The sequence below is a fragment of the Duganella sp. Root336D2 genome (assembly GCF_001425005.1).
Lineage (GTDB): Bacteria > Pseudomonadota > Gammaproteobacteria > Burkholderiales > Burkholderiaceae_D > Rugamonas.
Map to the genome: position 1 here is coordinate 40,071 of NZ_LMDB01000012.1, position 15,825 is coordinate 55,895.

Genomic DNA, 15,825 nt, shown 5'->3' on the forward strand with positions numbered 1-15,825 from the left:
CAAAGGGGGCTGTGCTACAGTACGCGCCATGGAAAAACGCACGCCCCCTACGCTGGACCAGCACCTCTGCTTCAAGCTGTATTCGACTTCGCTGAAGATGACGCAGCTTTACAAGCCCATCCTGGCCCCGCTCAACCTGACCTATCCCCAGTATCTGGTAATGGTTGTGTTGTGGGAGGAAGAGGGCTTGGGCATCAAGGGGCTGGCCGAGCGTTTGCGGCAGGATCCGGGCTCGATCACGCCGCTGGTCAAACGATTGGAGACGGAAGGCTACCTGCTGCGCGACCGCGATCCGAATGATGAACGCAACCGCGTGCTGACGCTGACCGATCAAGGCCGCAAGCTGCGTGCCGCGGGTTTGAAGGTGAGCCAGCAGATTGCCGAGGCTTGCGCCATCACGGCGGGCGACGTGGAACGGCTGGCGGCAGGCCTCGACAAATTGAGCAGCAACCTCGGCGCCAGGGATGGCGGCTGAGTGATCGACCGTTTTCGCACCGACGTACTGGCCAACCGCAACAACCGCGCCATTCTCGAGCGATGGGCTGACCTGAATCTTCCTGACAGCTGGCTGGTGGCCGGCTGCTTGTTCCAGACGGTATGGAATCTTCAGTCCGGGCGCGCGCCCGAGGCCGATATCAAGGACTATGACCTGTTCTACTTCGATCCAGCCGATCTTAGCAAGAAAGGCGAGCAGGATGTACAGGCACGTGCCGACGAAATATTGTCCGACCTGGGCGTTCCTATCGAAGTTGCAAACCAGGCCCGGGTTCATACATGGTACGAGTCCTACTTTGGCCATCCATACCCGCCGCTGCAAAGCGCGAGCGATGGGATCGACCGTTTCCTGATGCCGGCCACTTGCGTCGGCATTTGCCCGGAAGCGATTTACGCGCCAAACGGTCTCGAAATACTCTACGAGGGCGTACTGAGTTCTAACCCGTTGACGCCCTATCTCGACCTGTTCGAACAGAAAGCAGCATCGTATAGCGCACGCTGGCCATGGCTGCGCGTGGCCGGCAACCGGCCTTGACGTTAATCCATTCCAGCATGTCTGCAACCGGGGTTCCAACGGTGGGAAGGCACGCGGCCAGCCCGGCGCACAAGGCCCGGCTGGCGCGTGTGGGATGCTGTTTTAGGCGAGCACTTTCTTCAGCCATGCCGAGATATGCGCAAGTTCTTCGGCGCAAGCCGAGTGCTGCATCGGGTAATCATGCCATTCGATCTGGTAGCCCAGCGTTGCCAGCAGGTCGCGCGATGCGACCGCGCGCTCGATCGGGATCACAGGGTCCATGCGGCCGTGCACCATGAAGATCGGCGTCTCCTGGTTGGCAGCCTGGCGTTCGGCGGCTACCTTGTCGGCCAGCGGCACATAGCCGGAGAGGCACATCAGGCCAGCCAGCTTTTGCGGATAGCGCAGGCCGGCCTGCAATGTCATTGCACAGCCTTGCGAGAAGCCGCCCAGCACGATGCGGTTCGCCGGAATTCCGCGCGCGATTTCGCGTTCGATCAGCGCGTCGACCAGGATCTGCGACTCGCGCAGGCCTTTTTCATCTTCCTGGCGACCCAGGTCGGTATGCACGATGTCGTACCACGAGCGCATGACGTAGCCGCCATTGATCGTCACCGGCATCGTGTTCGCATGCGGGAAGATGAAGCGGATGCCCGGCAGGTCGCTCAGGTTCAGTTCATTGACGATCGGCGCCCAGCCTTCACCGCTGTCGCCCAGTCCGTGCATCCAGATCACGGAGACTCCAGGATTGGGCTTGCTGTCGATGACGATGGAATCCAGCAGGTGGGTCATGCGTTGTCCTTCTTGCGAATGGCGGATTTGGGGCGGAATGCCTTGCACACGGCGTCGTTGGTTTCAGCGTAAGGGCCGCCGATCAGGTCGATGCAGTAAGGGACGGCTGCAAACACGCCGCCAATTAATTGCTTGCCATCGGCATCTTTCAGGCCTTCCAGCGTTTCCTTGATGGCTTTCGGCTGGCCCGGCAGGTTGATCACCAGGGCTGCGTGGTCCGCGGTTTCGCGGATCACGGCGACCTGGCGCGACAGGATGGCGGTCGGCACGAAGGCCAGGCTGACCTGGCGCATCTGCTCGCCGAAGCCCGGCATTTCCTTGGTGCCGATGGCCAGCGTGGCTTCCGGCGTCACGTCGCGGCGCGCCGGGCCGGTGCCGCCGGTGGTCAGCACCAGGTGGCAGCGCACCTGGTCGACCAGGTCCACCAGGGTCGATTCGATCTGTGCTCGCTCGTCGGGAATCAGGCGCGTTTCGAAGCGCAGCGGAGTGGTCAGCGCACTGCGCAGCCACTCTTCCAGCGCCGGAATGCCCTGGTCCTGGTACACACCGCCGCTGGCGCGGTCGGAAATCGATACCAGGCCGACGACGAGCGTCTCGTCACTCATCTTCTTCGCCTTCAGGCGCGTCGACGTCAACTTCCTCGCCTGGGGACGGAGCCTTGGCTGCCGACTTGTCCAGGTCCTTCAGGATCTGGAAGATCTCGCGGTAGGCTTTCGGCGGCTTGTTCTCGGCCTGTTCCTTGCGGGCGTTGCGGATCAGGGTGCGCAGGTGCTGCACGTCCAGGTGCGGCGCTTCTGCCAGCAGCACGGTCAGTGCCTTGTCGTCGGCCAGCAGCTTGTCGCGGCGGCGTTCCAACGCGTGCAAGGCGGCGGTATCGGCTTTGGAGGCGCCTTTCCAGCCCTCGATGGTGCGCTTGATGGCAGCCACTTCCTCTTCGGACAGGGTGCGCATCTTCTTGCCGATGAATTGCATCTGGCGGCGGCGGCCTTCATGGTTGTTGATATTTTGGCATTCCAAAATAACATCTCGCACATCTTCCGGCATCGGTACGCGCTTGACGCGGTCGCGCGGTGCTTCAACGAGTTCCTTGCCCAGCGCCTGCAGGGCGTCGGACAGGCGTTTCAGCTCGGTTTTGGATGGGCGTTCGTATTCTTGTTCGAACTCGCTGGACTGGAAGCCCACCGAGCCACGGTTTGGATTTGGCATGATATGGACGGCAGGGGTTACACACCCTACCTGTAAAAACGGTAAACGGCTGCTATGATAACTGTTTTAACGCCCAGCCCCCCAAAAAGACCCCATGAGCGAATCCGCCTTCTCCTATTCCCAGGACCAGCTGAAACAGCTGGCACGCGACGTTTTGCAGTACGCGCGCCAGCAGGGCGGTAGCGACGCTGCCGTCGAAATCAGCGAAGGCAGCGGTCTTTCGGTCTCGGTCCGCAAGAGCAAGATCGAGACGATCGAGCAAAACCGCGACAAGGGCATCGGCGTTACGGTGTTCATCGGCCAGAAACGCGGCAACGCCAGCACTTCCGATTTCTCGCAGTCCTCGCTGAAGGCGACCGTGGAAGCGGCCTACAACATCGCCCGCTTCACGGCGGAAGACGATTGCGCCGGCCTGGCGGAAGAAGAGCTGCTGGAAAAGAACCCGCAAGACCTGCAACTGTTCTATCCATGGACGATTTCCACGGAAGAAGCCGTGGCCCTGGCGCAGCGCGCCGAAGCAGCGGCCTTCGCGGTCGACCCGCGCGTGACCAATAGCGAAGGCGCCGGCGTGCACGTGCAGCAGTCGCATTTCGTGTCGGCCAACTCGCGCGGTTTCATCGGCGGTTATCCTTACTCGCGCCACACGCTGTCGGTGACCCCGATCGCCGGCAAGGGCGCCAAGATGCAGCGCGACGACTGGTATACCTCGGTGCGCGATCCAAAGAAAATGGCCAGCGCCGAAGCTGTCGGCCGCTATGCCGCGGAACGTTCGCTGGCGCGCCTGAATGCGCGCAAGCTGGCCACCCGCACCTGCCCGGTGCTGTTCGAGGCGCCTCTGGCTGCCGGCCTGCTGGGCGCCTTTGTCCAGGCGACTTCGGGTGGCGCGCTGTACCGCAAATCGTCCTTCCTGGTCGACTCGCTGGGCAAGGACATCTTCCCGTCGCATATCCAGGTCAAGGAAGACCCGCATGTGGTGGGCGCCATCGGCTCCGCTCCTTTCGACGAAGAAGGCGTGCGTACCCAAAAGCGCGAGGTGGTCAAGAATGGCGTGCTGCAGGGCTACTTCCTGTCGACCTACTCGGCGCGCAAGCTGGGCATGAAGACCACCGGCAATGCCGGCGGCTCGCACAACCTCACCATCAGCTCTTCGCAGACCAGGAAGGACGACGACTTCGCCGGCATGCTGCGCAAGATGGGCACCGGCCTGCTGGTCACTGAGTTGATGGGCCAGGGCACCAACTATGTCACCGGCGATTACAGCCGCGGCGCGTCCGGTTACTGGGTGGAGAATGGTGTGATCCAGTACCCGGTGGAGGAAATCACCATCGCCGGCAATATGAAGGATATGTTCAAGGACATCGTCGGCATCGGCACTGATACCCTGGTGCGCGGGACCAAGCAAACCGGCTCGATCCTGATCGAAAAGATGGTGGTTGCCGGGAACTAAATATTTCCATACACTGTCCCGAGATAAAACCCTCATAAGGAGACAGTACGTATGGAACGTCGTTCCTTTATCAAGAAGGCCGCAGCAGGTGCGGGCGCAGGAGTTATCGCCGCACCGGCTATCGCAGCCGAATCGCCTGCCATCACCTGGCGCCTGGCATCCAGCTTCCCCAAATCCCTCGACACCATTTACGGCGCTGCCGACACGTTCACCAAACGCGTCGCGCAGCTGACTGGTGGCAAATTCAATATCCGCGTATTCGCCGCCGGTGAAATCGTGCCCGGCCTGCAGGTGCTGGACGCGGTGCAAGCGGGTACGGTGGAATGCGGCCATAGCGCTTCGTACTACTACTACGGCAAGGATGCGACGTTCTCCCTCGACTGCGCGGTGCCGTTCGGCCTGACCTCGCGCCAGCACACCGCCTGGTATGACCAGGGCGGCGGCAAGGAGCTGCTGCGCGCCTTTTACAAAGACTATGGCGTGATGAACTTCATCGCCGGCAACTCGGGCACCCAGATGGGCGGCTGGTTCCGCAAGGAAGTCAAATCCGTGGCCGACCTGAAAGGCACCAAGATGCGCATCGCCGGCCTGGCCGGCAAGGTGATGGAGCGCCTGGGCGCGGTGCCGCAGCAGCTGGCTGGCGGCGACATCTATCCCGCACTGGAAAAAGGCACCATCGATGCGGCGGAATGGGTTGGCCCATACGACGACGAGAAGCTGGGCTTCTACAAGGTCGCCCCTTACTACTACTACCCGGGCTGGTGGGAGCCGGGCGCATCGTTCACGCTGTACGTGAACATCAAGGAGTGGGAAAAGCTGCCGAAGGAATACCAGGCCGCGCTGGAATGCGCTTCCTACGAAGCCCACGTGGTGATGCAGGCCGAGTACGACTTCAAGAACCCGACCGCGCTGGGCCGCCTGATGAAGAACGGCGTCAAGCTGCGCAACTACTCCAACGACATCATGGAAGCGGCTTACAAGGCATCCAATGAGCTGATGGCGGAAGAAGCGGCGAAGAATGCCAAGTTCGCCAAGATCTACGAACCGTGGAAGCGCTTCCGCAACGACCAGAACCAGTGGGCGTCGGTGGCGGAATCCACCATGCAGAACTTCCTGATCAAGGCTGGCCGAGGAAACAAGTAGGCAAGGTACGCGCCGCAGCCGCCCTGAGGCGCTGCGGCGTGTGAACAGCGTCCGCTAACGCCCCGTTACGCGCAATCAGCCAGTCATGGGGAGTGCCATTGGCCGCCAGTGGCGTCGGATGGCCAACAAACATTTACTTTCTAGCTGCCGATTGAAGACACAACTGGAGCATACCCAGTGCTCTTGAGCCAGTCGTGGCCTCGTGCATCCATAGCAGCATCGATGACTTCCGGAGGCAAACTGTAAACAGTAGCCCAGGTCGCGCGGCCATCAGCGGCAGTGGAGGGGAAACTGATGGTTTCAATTGGCCAGTGGTATTTGCGTTTCAGGGCTTTTACGATGGCAGCTAGTGTTACCCGTCCTCGCAGCGGCTCACTACCGGTTTGGTCCGCGTTGGATAGTAGTACCGCTAGTACAGCACCGCGCATGGTACGAGGGCCGGGAAAAATTGGGGGCTTGGATGACATGCCTATATTGTAAATGCCGGCCATCTTGGGTGCTGAAGCGGATCCACTGCGGAGCAGACAAATAGCTTCTCGTGCAATCCTATAGGCCTAAACAACTGGGCCTCCCCGCCCGCGTGCGTAAATTCGCGCCAATGGACTTCTTTCCACTGATCTGGAAACGCGTTTGCCAAATTATAAAGAAGATCGCCTCGTTCGCTCCAATCGGCACGAACTACCGATCGCCAGCCATGTTGCACCAATGTTTTCTTACGACCGAATCAAGAAGATTTCCGGATGACGTACAGTGTTTCCTGGGCAGTTAAACCACGGCAGCGCTGAACGACTCGGGGCGCCGTGCAAGCAGGTGAGACAGACGTTGAAGTCCCGCCTGCAGTCGTCCACGGTCCTTAATGCTCCCCAAACAGATCCGAATCGCATTCGCGGAACCGCTGCCAGCTGCGAATGCCTCCGCCGGCGTGACTGCGATACCCTCGCTGTCGGCTGCACGCGCAAGCTGCAAGGAGTTCCAATACGCCGGCAACTCGAGCCAGACATGCAGGCCGTCTCCGGCGCCGCTGTAGCGCCCTGCAAGAATATCCCGAGCAATCCGGTGGCGCAGGCGCGCCTCTTTGCGCACGCCGGCCATCAACGCGTCGGCCGAACCGTCGAATATCCACTGGGTGGCCAGTGCGGCCGTCAGGGGTGCGGCCATCAGCGCAAATGATCTTAGCGCGACCAGGAAACGTTCGCGTTCTTGCGGGTCGCGTATTAGCACGAAGGCGACACGCAAGCCGGGCGTCAGGCATTTCGACAGGGTCGAGATGTAGTACACCTGTTCGGGGGCAAGCGTGGCAATAGGTGGTGGCGGGGCATCGGCAAGGAGCCAGTATGGATCATCCTCGACGATGCGTAGCTTGCAGCGCTTCGCGATGCTGGCGAGCTCCCTGCGCCGGCTTTCCGGCATCGTGATGGCGGTCGGGTTCTGTAAGGTCGGATTGAGGTAGACCAGCTTAGGCTTGTGCTTGCGGCACGCTGCCTCAAGCATCCCTGGCACCATTCCGTGCTTGTCCGCCTCCACCGTAATGAGGCGTCGACCGAATTGGTACGCTGCGGCACGCAAGCCGGGATAATTCATTGGCTCTGCCAGGATAACGTCACCAGGCCCCGTCAGCGCGAGGATCAATGCGGCGATTGCCGCCTGCGCTCCGGGACCGACAACAAGCTGTCGCGAATCCAGGCGTTCAAACATTGGTTCGAGCCATTTGGCTGCAGCCTGACGGTCGGATTCGCTTCCTCCGGCCAGGTGGTAAGTCATCAACAAGTCGCTATCTGCCCGTATCAGGACTTGGGACAAACCTTGCTTCAACATGTCGCCGAAGTCCGCGCCATCGGGCGGTGGCGGGGTATTCATGCTCAGGTCGAGGATCGAGGTCAATTCGACTTTCGGTGCCGCAACATATGTGCCGCGAGCGCCGCGGCCTTCCAACAAGTTGCGGCGCCGCGCCTCGTCGTATGCGCGCGTGACCGTCGTCAGGTCGACGTCCAGCTGTGCCGCCAACCGGCGCTGCGGAGGTAGGCGCTCACCCGGTTTCAGCGATCCTTCCGCTACCGCTGCCTGCAACGCATCCGCAATCTGCAAGAAGCGTGGCCCGCCTTGCGCGGTCAACTGCGGCAACCAGTTTGGCAAATTTTCATCTTGTATGGTTTTTACCTGGGACATTTTGTCTCAATGTATGGAAATTGCTTTCAAGTAGTATGCGTTAGAGCATGTAGCAATACCAATTAAATGGCCTGGAAATACTCAAAAAGATGGATTGGATCCCTGTAGTTTTAGTTACGTTCAAATTTCTCGTGCTTGGCACGGGCATGTTCTACGCCGTCAAGTGGCATTACGATCAAGGGAAGAAGGAGAAAGAGACGGGGAAGGAGCGGCGCGCGGTGCTACGCGCGAGCGGCAAGGTGGCCGCAGTTTTCATGCTATCGCTTCTGGGCTTGGGATTCGTCACCGTTGTCCTAAGCAGGATGCTCGGTTTGGACTTGAACATATCATGATGGTCAGGATCCCTATTCCGTGACGCAGCCTGGAGGCGATCTGCTCGTTCTTTTGTGAGGCCTTCCTTGCACGAGAGGTTATACAACCCCTCGGCCATGCCATCACCTGCCCCCATTTCTCCTTCAAAGGCCCATGTGGCACCACGATAGGCAATCCATGCACGTGTGAGTCAGGATCATATTCTCCCACCTATGCCGGCGCGAGGACGCAGGTAATAAAGGCACGCGCCGCAGCCGTCATCCGGCGCTGCGGCGTGTAGATCAAGGAGAAGGGCCGGCTGCGGCCCTTCAATTCGGGTAGCACTTCCACCAGTACGCCGCGTTCAAGACGATCCTGTGCGATGAAGCGGAAGGTCTGGCATATGCCGAGGCCAGCCTCCGCCAGCGTTACCGTTCCCAAAGCATCATCCGTCACCTGCAGCGCCGATTCAGGCGGCCAGTCCAGCTCTTCGCCGGCGCGCATGAATTGCCAGGGGAAGGAGCGTCCCGTGCTGGGTAGCAGGAAGGTCAGGCAGTCATGCGTCGACAGCGCATCAATGTCGCGTGGTAAGCCGCGCCGCTGCACATACTCCGGCGAGCACACCAGCACAAGCTGTGCGTCTTCCAGCTTGCGGGCGATCATGCCGCTGTCTTTCAGGACGCCCTGGCGGATGGCGAAGTCGAAGTTCTCCGCCGCCAGGTCGACGTTGCGGTTGGTGATGTTCAGTTCCACGCGCACCGCCGGATAGCGCTCGGCAAACTGTCGCAGCAGGGCCGGCAGCCGGTAATGGCCGAACGTGGTGGGGGCGCTGATGCGAAGGCGTCCGGTAACTTCGCCGCCGTCAGCCTGCACGGCGCGCTCGGCGTCGTCGATCAGGGACAGCGCGGCGCGCGTCTGTTCCAGGTACAGGCGGCCGGCATCGGTCAGGCCAAGACTGCGCGTGGTCCGGCGCAGGAGCTGGGTGCCGAGGCGCGCTTCCAGCCTGGCCAGCGCGCGGCTGATGACCGAGGGCGTGGTCGACATGGCGACGGCAGCCGCTGTCAGTGAGCCGCGCTCGACGACGGTGACGAAGGTTTCGACGTCGCTCAGGTGGTCGTACTTACGGCTCATTATTGCCTTTAAGGGAAAAATGGTTTGGTCTGGCGGTAGTTTATCGCCGTTTAAGGCTTGAATAAAGTAGCACCATCAACTTCCACAAGGAGCAAACCATGATCAAGAACCTTACCGCCATCGCCCTCGCCGCCGCCGCAATGAACGCCAGCGCCGGCAACGTGCTGGTCGTGCTGTCCGACGAAGCCACGCTGGACCTGAAGGCCGGCAAGACCTTCCAGACCGGCTTTTACCTGAATGAACTGATGCAGCCGGTGAAAATGCTGCTGGACGCCGGGCACACCATCACATTCGCCACCCCGAACGGCAAGGCGCCGACGCTGGACAAAGGCTCGGTCAACCCGATGTTCTTTGGCGGCGACCAGGCCGCACTGGACGCGCACCACAAGCTGCTGGAACAACTGCGACTGACTGACAGCACCAATTCACCGGTAGTGAGCCTGGCGCGCGTTGAGCAGCAGGGCTACGGCAAATACGATGCGGTCTATGTACCCGGCGGCCACGCGCCGATGCAGGACTTGCTGGCCAGTCCCGCGTTGGGCAAGGTGCTGGCCGCCTTCCACCATGATGGCAAGCCGACCGCACTGGTATGCCACGGCCCGATCGCACTGCTGTCGGCCATGCCGGATGCCAAGGGCTTCACCATGAAGCTGGCGCAAGGCGCCACGCCAACCCAGCCGAAATGGATCTACTCCGGCTACAAGGTCACTGTCTTCACCAACGATGAAGAGGAGGCCTCCAAAGGACAGCTGGGCGGCGGCGAAATGAAGTTCTACCCGCAGACCGCGTTGCAGAAGGCCGGCCTGCAGTTCTCCAAGGCCGCCAACTGGCAGGGCAATATGGTGATCGACCGTGAACTGATCACCGGCCAGAATCCTGCTTCGGCACCGCTGGTAGGCAAGGAATTGCTGGCACGCCTTCAAAAGTAATATGATTGGTGCATGAGTTATGCGCCCAATCCCGAAGGACTGCGCTCCGCCTTTGCTGCGGAGCGCTTTACGTTTGAAGAGACCTCTGTTCAATTCTCGCTGGTCGAAACCGGCCGACTGTCAGTCACCTCCGGCAGGATTGCCGCCGGCGATGCAGCGGCCGAAGAGGGACCGCAGCCCTTCACGCAATGCGTGCCGAATGGAGAATATCCCGTCACGCTGCTGATTGCACGGTTTGAAAATGGCGACGAGCGCCTTGCCTATGCCAGCGTGCAGCTAGCCGACACGCCGGTCGCACACTGGTATCCCGCATTGGTCGCCACGCAAGACGCCCGCACGCTCAAGCCGGGCGATATCTTCGGCTACGGCGTGGAGTCGGGCGCCGCCTGCTTCATGGACCCGCAAGCCGGGCCGGAAAGCGCCATCTCATTTGCCGCCGCTAATGGCGGCCCGTATGCCTCCTACTTTGGCTACGGCGCGGATGGCCGCGTAGCCAGCCTGGTAAGCGACTTCGCTGTAGTTCCCGCCATTCACGATGCAGCGCCAAGCGGTCGAAGCTGGTGGAAACGCTTACTGTTCTTCTGGAAGTGACAATCTGCCAGAATTAAAGGCGCTACTGCCGGGTAAGATGGCGGCATGGACAATTTGTCGATCAATGAACGCGTCTTATGGAGCGGCGCCCCGCGCCAGGGTCTGATGCTGCGCGCTTCCGATTTGTTGATGGTCCCATTCAGCTTGATGTGGGGCGGCTTTGCCCTGTTCTGGGAATACTCCGTCTTCAGCTCCGATGCGCCGCTGGTATTTCGCCTGTGGGGCATACCTTTCGTGCTGGTGGGGCTGTACATGGCTGCAGGCCGCTTTGCGGTCGAAGCTTGGCAACGCGCTTATACCGACTACGCGGTCACCAATGAACGCATCATCATCCGCTCCGGAGTTTTCAAGCGCAGGATGAAAAGCCTGAACTTGCGCGCAATGGGCGAGTTTTCGCTGACGGAGAACGGCAAGGGCGAGGGCACCATTGCCTTTGGCGTTTCACCGGCAGGCAATATGTTCAGCGGACTGGCCTCCTGGCCTGGCGTTGAAGAACTGCCGCGCTTCGACACCATCGCTGAAGCGCGCAAGGTCTACGCGATCATTCGCAACGCGCACTCCGCGGCTCACCACACGCGACCATTCGGGCAACGTCTGGGTTGAGCAGGTAGTTGGTGTGCGCGTGATCGGGGCGCTCCAACAAGCCAAACCAGGTGGCCGCATTTGATACCAGTACATTCACTACATTCACCCCGAAGCCCGCATAGCGTTCTCTTTCCAGCGTATAGGTCAGCAGGTCATTCGGGTCGCTGAACGCTACCAGGCTTATGCTACCGGTGTTGGTGCTGCGCGGCGTGACGCCTGCACGGCGTTTGCGCAAGACTGCGTGCAGGCTGTCCAGCGGACGGGCGACGGTCTCCGACATGCCCGGCGCGGTAGCTGGCACCTGCTGGTCGGCTAGCGCGAGCAGGGGGATCTGGTTGGCAGCCATCACCAGGTAGGCCATGCGGTCAATGGTGCCTTGCGCGGCGCTGTCCATACGCAGCAGGGTATCGAACAGGATCTTGCTGCCAAGGCTGGACGATAGCACCAGCAGCGGCGCGTCCGGCGGCCCATCTCCGGTCGCACGCAGGATCGCCTGCGCCATGTGCTGCTGGATGGCGTCGCGCGCTATGCCCTGGTAGATCAGGGCGTCCGGGATGCAATCGTCCAGCAGCTTGTCTTTTGCCTGCGCGTTCAGCTTCGCGCGCGTGGCCCTCAGGTGCGCGCTGAGGTCATAGTCCAGCTGACGCTTGAGGGGCGTCGTCAGCGGCGACCAGACCAGGGCCTTGATGCGCAACTGGCCCTGGCGCAGCTTGATGGTGCGCTCGACTATTTCTATGCCATCCATATCAGCAGCTGGCGCCGCGCCTGCTGCGCGCAGCGGTTGGGCATTGAGCGCATCGCCCAATTGCGCTACCGTTTCATCAGCCCAGCGGACGTCGTGGGTGCACATGCCATGTACCAGTAGTACATCGACGCTTTGCCCAGGCGCGGTGGCGGCAAAGTCCACCAGGCCAGGGAAGGCGCCGTCCGATTGTGCCGGGCGGTAGGGCAGCGCCGTGCAGCCGACGAGCAAGGCGCAAGCCAACAGGGGGGAAAATAGCTTCATGTTCGCCTCCATAAAGGCCCATGATCGGCGCAGATCGCAGCACCGTCTTTGCGCCAGCACAAAACTGGCAACTTCCGGGGTCCGGGCCTAACATGAAGCATGACCAGCAAACGCCAAATCGAGCGCCTGCCAGCGCTGTATTTCGAGCCGGAGGCGCCCAATCTCCCACCGCACCTGCGCGCGCCAGGCCAGCCGGGCTACCCGCAGGCGCGCGAGCTTGAACGGCTGCGCCGCAAGCACGTGACGCGCGTTCGTAAGCTCAACCGTAAGTAATCACAGTTCGATCACACGCGCGCCGCGATCGTAGCTGCGCACGAACTTCTCGATCTCATCCACCGTGATGGTGTCGAAGTGGCCGCGGATGCGCGGTCCGGTCGGGTGGTCGTCAAAGGCGACGTTGGCGCGGAACAGGCGCGCTCCAACGCGCGAACCGAGGCCGATATCGATCCCGGAGGGGCGAAAGCCCGCGTCGTTCAGCCACTTCTGCGCCTCGGCGCGGGTTTCCACTTTGCCCGGGGCGGCACTGGCGGCGGCCAGCGTCTCCAGCGCCCATTGGTTGGAATTCTGGTAGCGCGTCGACCAGGCATAAGACAGCATGCTGTATTTCGGTTCATGCATGCGCACCGGCGTACGTGAAGCCAGTACCTGCGCCAGCCGTTCCTGCACCTCGGGCGACGGCAGGATCAGTTGCGACTTGTATTGATACAGGCCGCTAAGGAAGAAGTTACCCAGGCCGTCGTTGTACAGCGCCGAATTCGCCGTGCCGCAATCGTTCAGCAGCTGGACCACCACCCAGCGGCCCGCCGGATGGTCGCGCCACGCCAGGCCGACGTGGGAGTAGCGCAGGCCGAACTTCGACAGGTCCTGTCCGGCGCGGGCGATGATCGCAACCTGGGCGCCGCTGTCATCGAGCTTTTTCATGCTGCGCTGGGCCAGGTCCAGCGAACGTTCCACTTCGTTCACCGACAACGGCTTGTTTTCACAGTGCTGGCCTGCGTGGGCCGCGCCGGCCATCGCACAGGCCAGCGAGAATGCAAGAAGCATGCGTTTCATGATTCAGCTCACGCGGCTATGGTGCAGCAGGGCCTTGCCCAGTTCGTTCGGGATGAAAGCGATCACCTTGCCCGATACTACCAGCGCATGGCCGGCCGACATGGCCACGGCGCTGACCGCGGTGCCGGCAACCACGGAGACGCCTTCCAGCGCCTTGCCGCTGAATTCCACGGTGGCCTTGCTGCCATCGCCAACGGCCTTCAGCACGACGACCATGCCGTCGCCGATCACCTCGACGGATTCCACCACCAACGAACCGCCCGCAAATACGGTCAGCACGGAACCCGCCACGACGACGCCGGACAAGGCGCCAACACCCTTGCTCAAAGTTTGCGAACCATCCGCCGCCTGGCTGCTGGCGCAAGCGGCAGCAAGCAGTGCGGCGATCAGGGTGCGTTTCATTTTTTGCTCCACAGGTTAAAGGAGTGGCCATCTTGCTGCGGCCACCGGTCCGCGGCAATCGCCGGTGCGCACTGTAGCGCCAACCCGTGCTGGTGGTATCATTATTCGATACTTATTGCAGGAATTTCAAGCATGTCCAACGTTATCCGCCTGGTCGACGCGCTCAAACGCCAACTCAAGGCGCGCGGCATCACCTACGCTGTCCTCGGGCAGAAGATCGGCCTCTCCGAACCCAGCATCAAACGCATGTTCGCAGCCCGCAATTTCACGCTTGACCGGCTGGAGCAGGTACTGGCCGTGCTTGAAATGGACTTCGCCGAACTGGCGCAAGCCAGCGCCGACACGCCGCACCTGGTCTCGCAGCTCACCTACGCGCAGGAAAAGGAAATCATCAGCGATACCAAGCTGCTGGTGGTAGCCGTGCTGGCGCTGAACCAGGTTCCGATCGAGGAAGTGGTGGCCAACTACAAGATCAGCGCCGCCGAAGCGACGGCCTGCCTGCTAAGGCTGGACAAGATCGGCTTCCTGATGCTGAAGCCGAACAACAAGGTCAAGCTGCTGGTGTCGCGCACCTTCAGCTGGCTGCCGAATGGCCCGATCCAGGGCTTCTTCCGCGACGAGGCGTACAGCGACTATTTCGACAGCCGCTTCGACGGCCATCATGAGGTGCAGCGGCTGGTGAGCGTGATGCTGTCGCAGCAATCGACGCGTCTCTTGCTGGATCGTTTGAAGCAGGTGGCAGACGAATTCTCGCTGCAGCACCAGGATGATGCGCGGCTGCCGTGGGAACAGCGCCGCGCCGTGACCATCATGCTGGCAGCACGCCCGTGGATACCGAAGGCATTCCGGGCGCTGCTGCGCGGATAAGGCTTAGAAGTTGCGCAGGGTGCGCAGCACCGGCTGCAGCACGTCCGCACCCAGCTTGGCGGAACGGGCGCCGTTCCAGCCAACCAGTTCGTCCGGATCGTTGGCATTGTCCTTGAACGGCAGTTCCAGGGTCAGCGACAGGCAGCCGAACAGGTGGGAGATGTGCGGCGAACCCATGGTCAGCACTTCCGGAGTGTATGGCGAGTCAGGATAGCCATGCTCGGATTGGAAGTCCGGCGACGCCAGCTTGAAGTCGGCGATGAACTTGTCCTGCGCGGCCTTGTGCTCCTTGGTGAAAGTCGGCAGGGCGTCGCTGCCGGCCACGAAGACGTAAGGCAGGCCTTCGTCGCCGTGCACGTCCAGGAACAGGTCGCAGCCGATTTCCTTCATCTTCTCGCGGACCAGGAAGACTTCCGGCGAACGTTCCATGGTCGGCTCGTTCCACTCGCGGTTCAGGTTCGCGCCGGCAGCGTTGGTGCGCAGGTTGCCGCGCACGGAGCCGTCCGGGTTCATGTTCGGCACGATGTAGAAGCAGGCATCCTGCAGGCACTGGCGGGCGTACGGGTTGGACGCGTCGAGCAGGGCTTCGACCATCCCTTCCACAAACCATTCAGCCATGGTCTCGCCCGGGTGCTGGCGCGCGATGACCCACACCTTTTTCTCGGCTTGCTGGTCGCCGATGACCAGCATGTTCATGTCGCGGCCTTCGACCGAGCTGCCCAGGTCGACCAGTTCGGCCAGCGGGTGCATTTGTGCGGAATCCAGCAGGGACAGGTGGCGCTCCCACGAATACGGCTCGAAGTAGGCGTAGTAGACCGAGTCATGTTCCGGCGCGTGCTCGATGGTCATCACTTCGCCATCGAAGGAGGTCGGGACGCGGAACCAGTGATCACGGTCGTAAGAAGCTACAGCGTTGTAGCCCTTCCAGCCCTCAGCATAAGCAGCCTTGCCAGCGTTCAGGAAACGGATGGACAGCGGCACCGCCTGCGCGCCCTGCACACGGAAATAGAACCACTGGATGATATCCGCGTGGGAGTCCTTGCGGATATTGACGTCGATGTCGCCAGCGGTGGTAACGCTGACCACATCGATGGCGCCGGCATCGAACTGGCTGCTGATCTTGATAGACATTGTGTGTCCTGTCGGAAATGAAGCGCTACGCGCGAAGCCCGACATGATACACCAGCCCCTACAGCCGCGCCCGTGT

The 15,825-nt window shown here is 61.4% G+C and carries 19 protein-coding genes; 10 read left to right on the forward strand and 9 right to left on the reverse strand.

Annotation, left to right across the window (positions count from 1 at the left end):
- Positions 1-28: 28 nt before the first annotated feature.
- Both ASD07_RS10265 and ASD07_RS10270 read left to right on the forward strand, forming a co-directional pair.
- On the forward strand, positions 29-475 hold the full coding sequence (locus ASD07_RS10265; protein ID WP_055929004.1) for a MarR family winged helix-turn-helix transcriptional regulator: 447 nt from the start codon (positions 29-31) through the stop codon (positions 473-475).
- On the forward strand, positions 476-1,030 hold the full coding sequence (locus ASD07_RS10270; RefSeq protein ID WP_055929007.1) for a nucleotidyltransferase family protein: 555 nt from the start codon (positions 476-478) through the stop codon (positions 1,028-1,030).
- Between the two features lie 102 nt (positions 1,031-1,132).
- Here the strand turns inward: ASD07_RS10270 and ASD07_RS10275 are convergent, their stop codons facing one another.
- The 3 genes from ASD07_RS10275 to yjgA are packed head-to-tail and all read right to left on the reverse strand — an operon-like array spanning position 1,133 to position 3,007.
- Positions 1,133-1,801 (reverse strand): alpha/beta hydrolase, encoded by a 669-nt coding sequence (locus ASD07_RS10275; protein WP_055929009.1) that lies wholly within the window; start codon positions 1,799-1,801, stop codon positions 1,133-1,135.
- Entirely contained in the window at positions 1,798-2,406 is a 609-nt protein-coding gene (mog, locus tag ASD07_RS10280; protein WP_055929013.1) for a molybdopterin adenylyltransferase, read from the reverse strand. Before mog ends, ASD07_RS10275 begins: the two co-directional genes overlap by 4 nt.
- The gene (gene yjgA / locus ASD07_RS10285) at positions 2,399-3,007 is read right to left on the reverse strand and encodes a ribosome biogenesis factor YjgA (protein ID WP_055929016.1); all 609 of its coding nucleotides are present in this window, start codon (positions 3,005-3,007) and stop codon (positions 2,399-2,401) included. Before yjgA ends, mog begins: the two co-directional genes overlap by 8 nt.
- Positions 3,008-3,101: 94 nt before the next feature.
- On the opposite strand from yjgA, the gene pmbA reads away from it, so the two are divergent.
- On the forward strand, positions 3,102-4,454 hold the full coding sequence (gene pmbA / locus ASD07_RS10290; protein WP_055929018.1) for a metalloprotease PmbA: 1,353 nt from the start codon (positions 3,102-3,104) through the stop codon (positions 4,452-4,454).
- Between the two features lie 51 nt (positions 4,455-4,505).
- Positions 4,506-5,597, forward strand: a complete 1,092-nt coding sequence (locus ASD07_RS10295) for a TRAP transporter substrate-binding protein (protein ID WP_055929021.1) — start codon at positions 4,506-4,508, stop codon at positions 5,595-5,597.
- A 765-nt stretch (positions 5,598-6,362) separates the two neighbouring features.
- On the opposite strand, the gene ASD07_RS10300 is transcribed toward ASD07_RS10295, so the two are convergent.
- The gene (locus ASD07_RS10300) at positions 6,363-7,763 is read right to left on the reverse strand and encodes a PLP-dependent aminotransferase family protein (protein ID WP_200953786.1); all 1,401 of its coding nucleotides are present in this window, start codon (positions 7,761-7,763) and stop codon (positions 6,363-6,365) included.
- A gap of 89 nt (positions 7,764-7,852) precedes the next feature.
- Here ASD07_RS10300 and ASD07_RS31670 point away from each other — a divergent pair, with 89 nt between their 5' ends.
- Complete coding sequence (locus ASD07_RS31670; RefSeq protein ID WP_055929024.1) at positions 7,853-8,095, forward strand: hypothetical protein; 243 nt, start codon at positions 7,853-7,855, stop codon at positions 8,093-8,095.
- A 190-nt stretch (positions 8,096-8,285) separates the two neighbouring features.
- Here the strand turns inward: ASD07_RS31670 and ASD07_RS10310 are convergent, their stop codons facing one another.
- Positions 8,286-9,185 (reverse strand): LysR family transcriptional regulator, encoded by a 900-nt coding sequence (locus ASD07_RS10310; RefSeq protein ID WP_055929027.1) that lies wholly within the window; start codon positions 9,183-9,185, stop codon positions 8,286-8,288.
- Between the two features lie 98 nt (positions 9,186-9,283).
- Here ASD07_RS10310 and ASD07_RS10315 point away from each other — a divergent pair, with 98 nt between their 5' ends.
- The 3 genes from ASD07_RS10315 to ASD07_RS10325 are packed head-to-tail and all read left to right on the forward strand — an operon-like array spanning position 9,284 to position 11,308.
- On the forward strand, positions 9,284-10,114 hold the full coding sequence (locus ASD07_RS10315) for a type 1 glutamine amidotransferase domain-containing protein (protein ID WP_055929030.1): 831 nt from the start codon (positions 9,284-9,286) through the stop codon (positions 10,112-10,114).
- A 12-nt stretch (positions 10,115-10,126) separates the two neighbouring features.
- Positions 10,127-10,705: a DUF4241 domain-containing protein gene (locus tag ASD07_RS10320; protein ID WP_055929033.1), complete on the forward strand. Its 579-nt coding sequence runs from the start codon at positions 10,127-10,129 to the stop codon at positions 10,703-10,705.
- A 45-nt stretch (positions 10,706-10,750) separates the two neighbouring features.
- Positions 10,751-11,308, forward strand: coding sequence for a PH domain-containing protein (locus ASD07_RS10325; RefSeq protein ID WP_055929037.1), 558 nt, complete (start codon positions 10,751-10,753; stop codon positions 11,306-11,308).
- Here ASD07_RS10325 and ASD07_RS10330 read toward each other — a convergent pair.
- On the reverse strand, positions 11,247-12,296 hold the full coding sequence (locus ASD07_RS10330; protein ID WP_055929040.1) for a hypothetical protein: 1,050 nt from the start codon (positions 12,294-12,296) through the stop codon (positions 11,247-11,249). The two genes, ASD07_RS10325 and ASD07_RS10330, sit on opposite strands and share 62 nt — an antisense overlap.
- Positions 12,297-12,395: 99 nt before the next feature.
- Here ASD07_RS10330 and ASD07_RS30765 point away from each other — a divergent pair, with 99 nt between their 5' ends.
- On the forward strand, positions 12,396-12,569 hold the full coding sequence (locus ASD07_RS30765) for a hypothetical protein (protein ID WP_156397962.1): 174 nt from the start codon (positions 12,396-12,398) through the stop codon (positions 12,567-12,569).
- Here the strand turns inward: ASD07_RS30765 and ASD07_RS10335 are convergent, their stop codons facing one another.
- Positions 12,570-13,349 carry a DUF2145 domain-containing protein gene (locus tag ASD07_RS10335; protein WP_055929043.1) on the reverse strand — a complete coding sequence of 260 codons (780 nt, stop codon included), beginning with the start codon at positions 13,347-13,349 and terminating at the stop codon, positions 12,570-12,572.
- A gap of 3 nt (positions 13,350-13,352) precedes the next feature.
- On the reverse strand, positions 13,353-13,751 hold the full coding sequence (locus ASD07_RS10340) for a hypothetical protein (RefSeq protein ID WP_055929046.1): 399 nt from the start codon (positions 13,749-13,751) through the stop codon (positions 13,353-13,355).
- 132 nt (positions 13,752-13,883) lie between these two features.
- Between ASD07_RS10340 and ASD07_RS10345 the strand changes: the two genes are divergently transcribed.
- The gene (locus ASD07_RS10345) at positions 13,884-14,618 is read left to right on the forward strand and encodes a helix-turn-helix transcriptional regulator (RefSeq protein ID WP_055929051.1); all 735 of its coding nucleotides are present in this window, start codon (positions 13,884-13,886) and stop codon (positions 14,616-14,618) included.
- Positions 14,619-14,621: 3 nt separating this feature from the next.
- On the opposite strand, the gene ASD07_RS10350 is transcribed toward ASD07_RS10345, so the two are convergent.
- Positions 14,622-15,749 carry a M14-type cytosolic carboxypeptidase gene (locus tag ASD07_RS10350; RefSeq protein ID WP_055929054.1) on the reverse strand — a complete coding sequence of 376 codons (1,128 nt, stop codon included), beginning with the start codon at positions 15,747-15,749 and terminating at the stop codon, positions 14,622-14,624.
- Positions 15,750-15,825 lie beyond the last annotated feature (76 nt).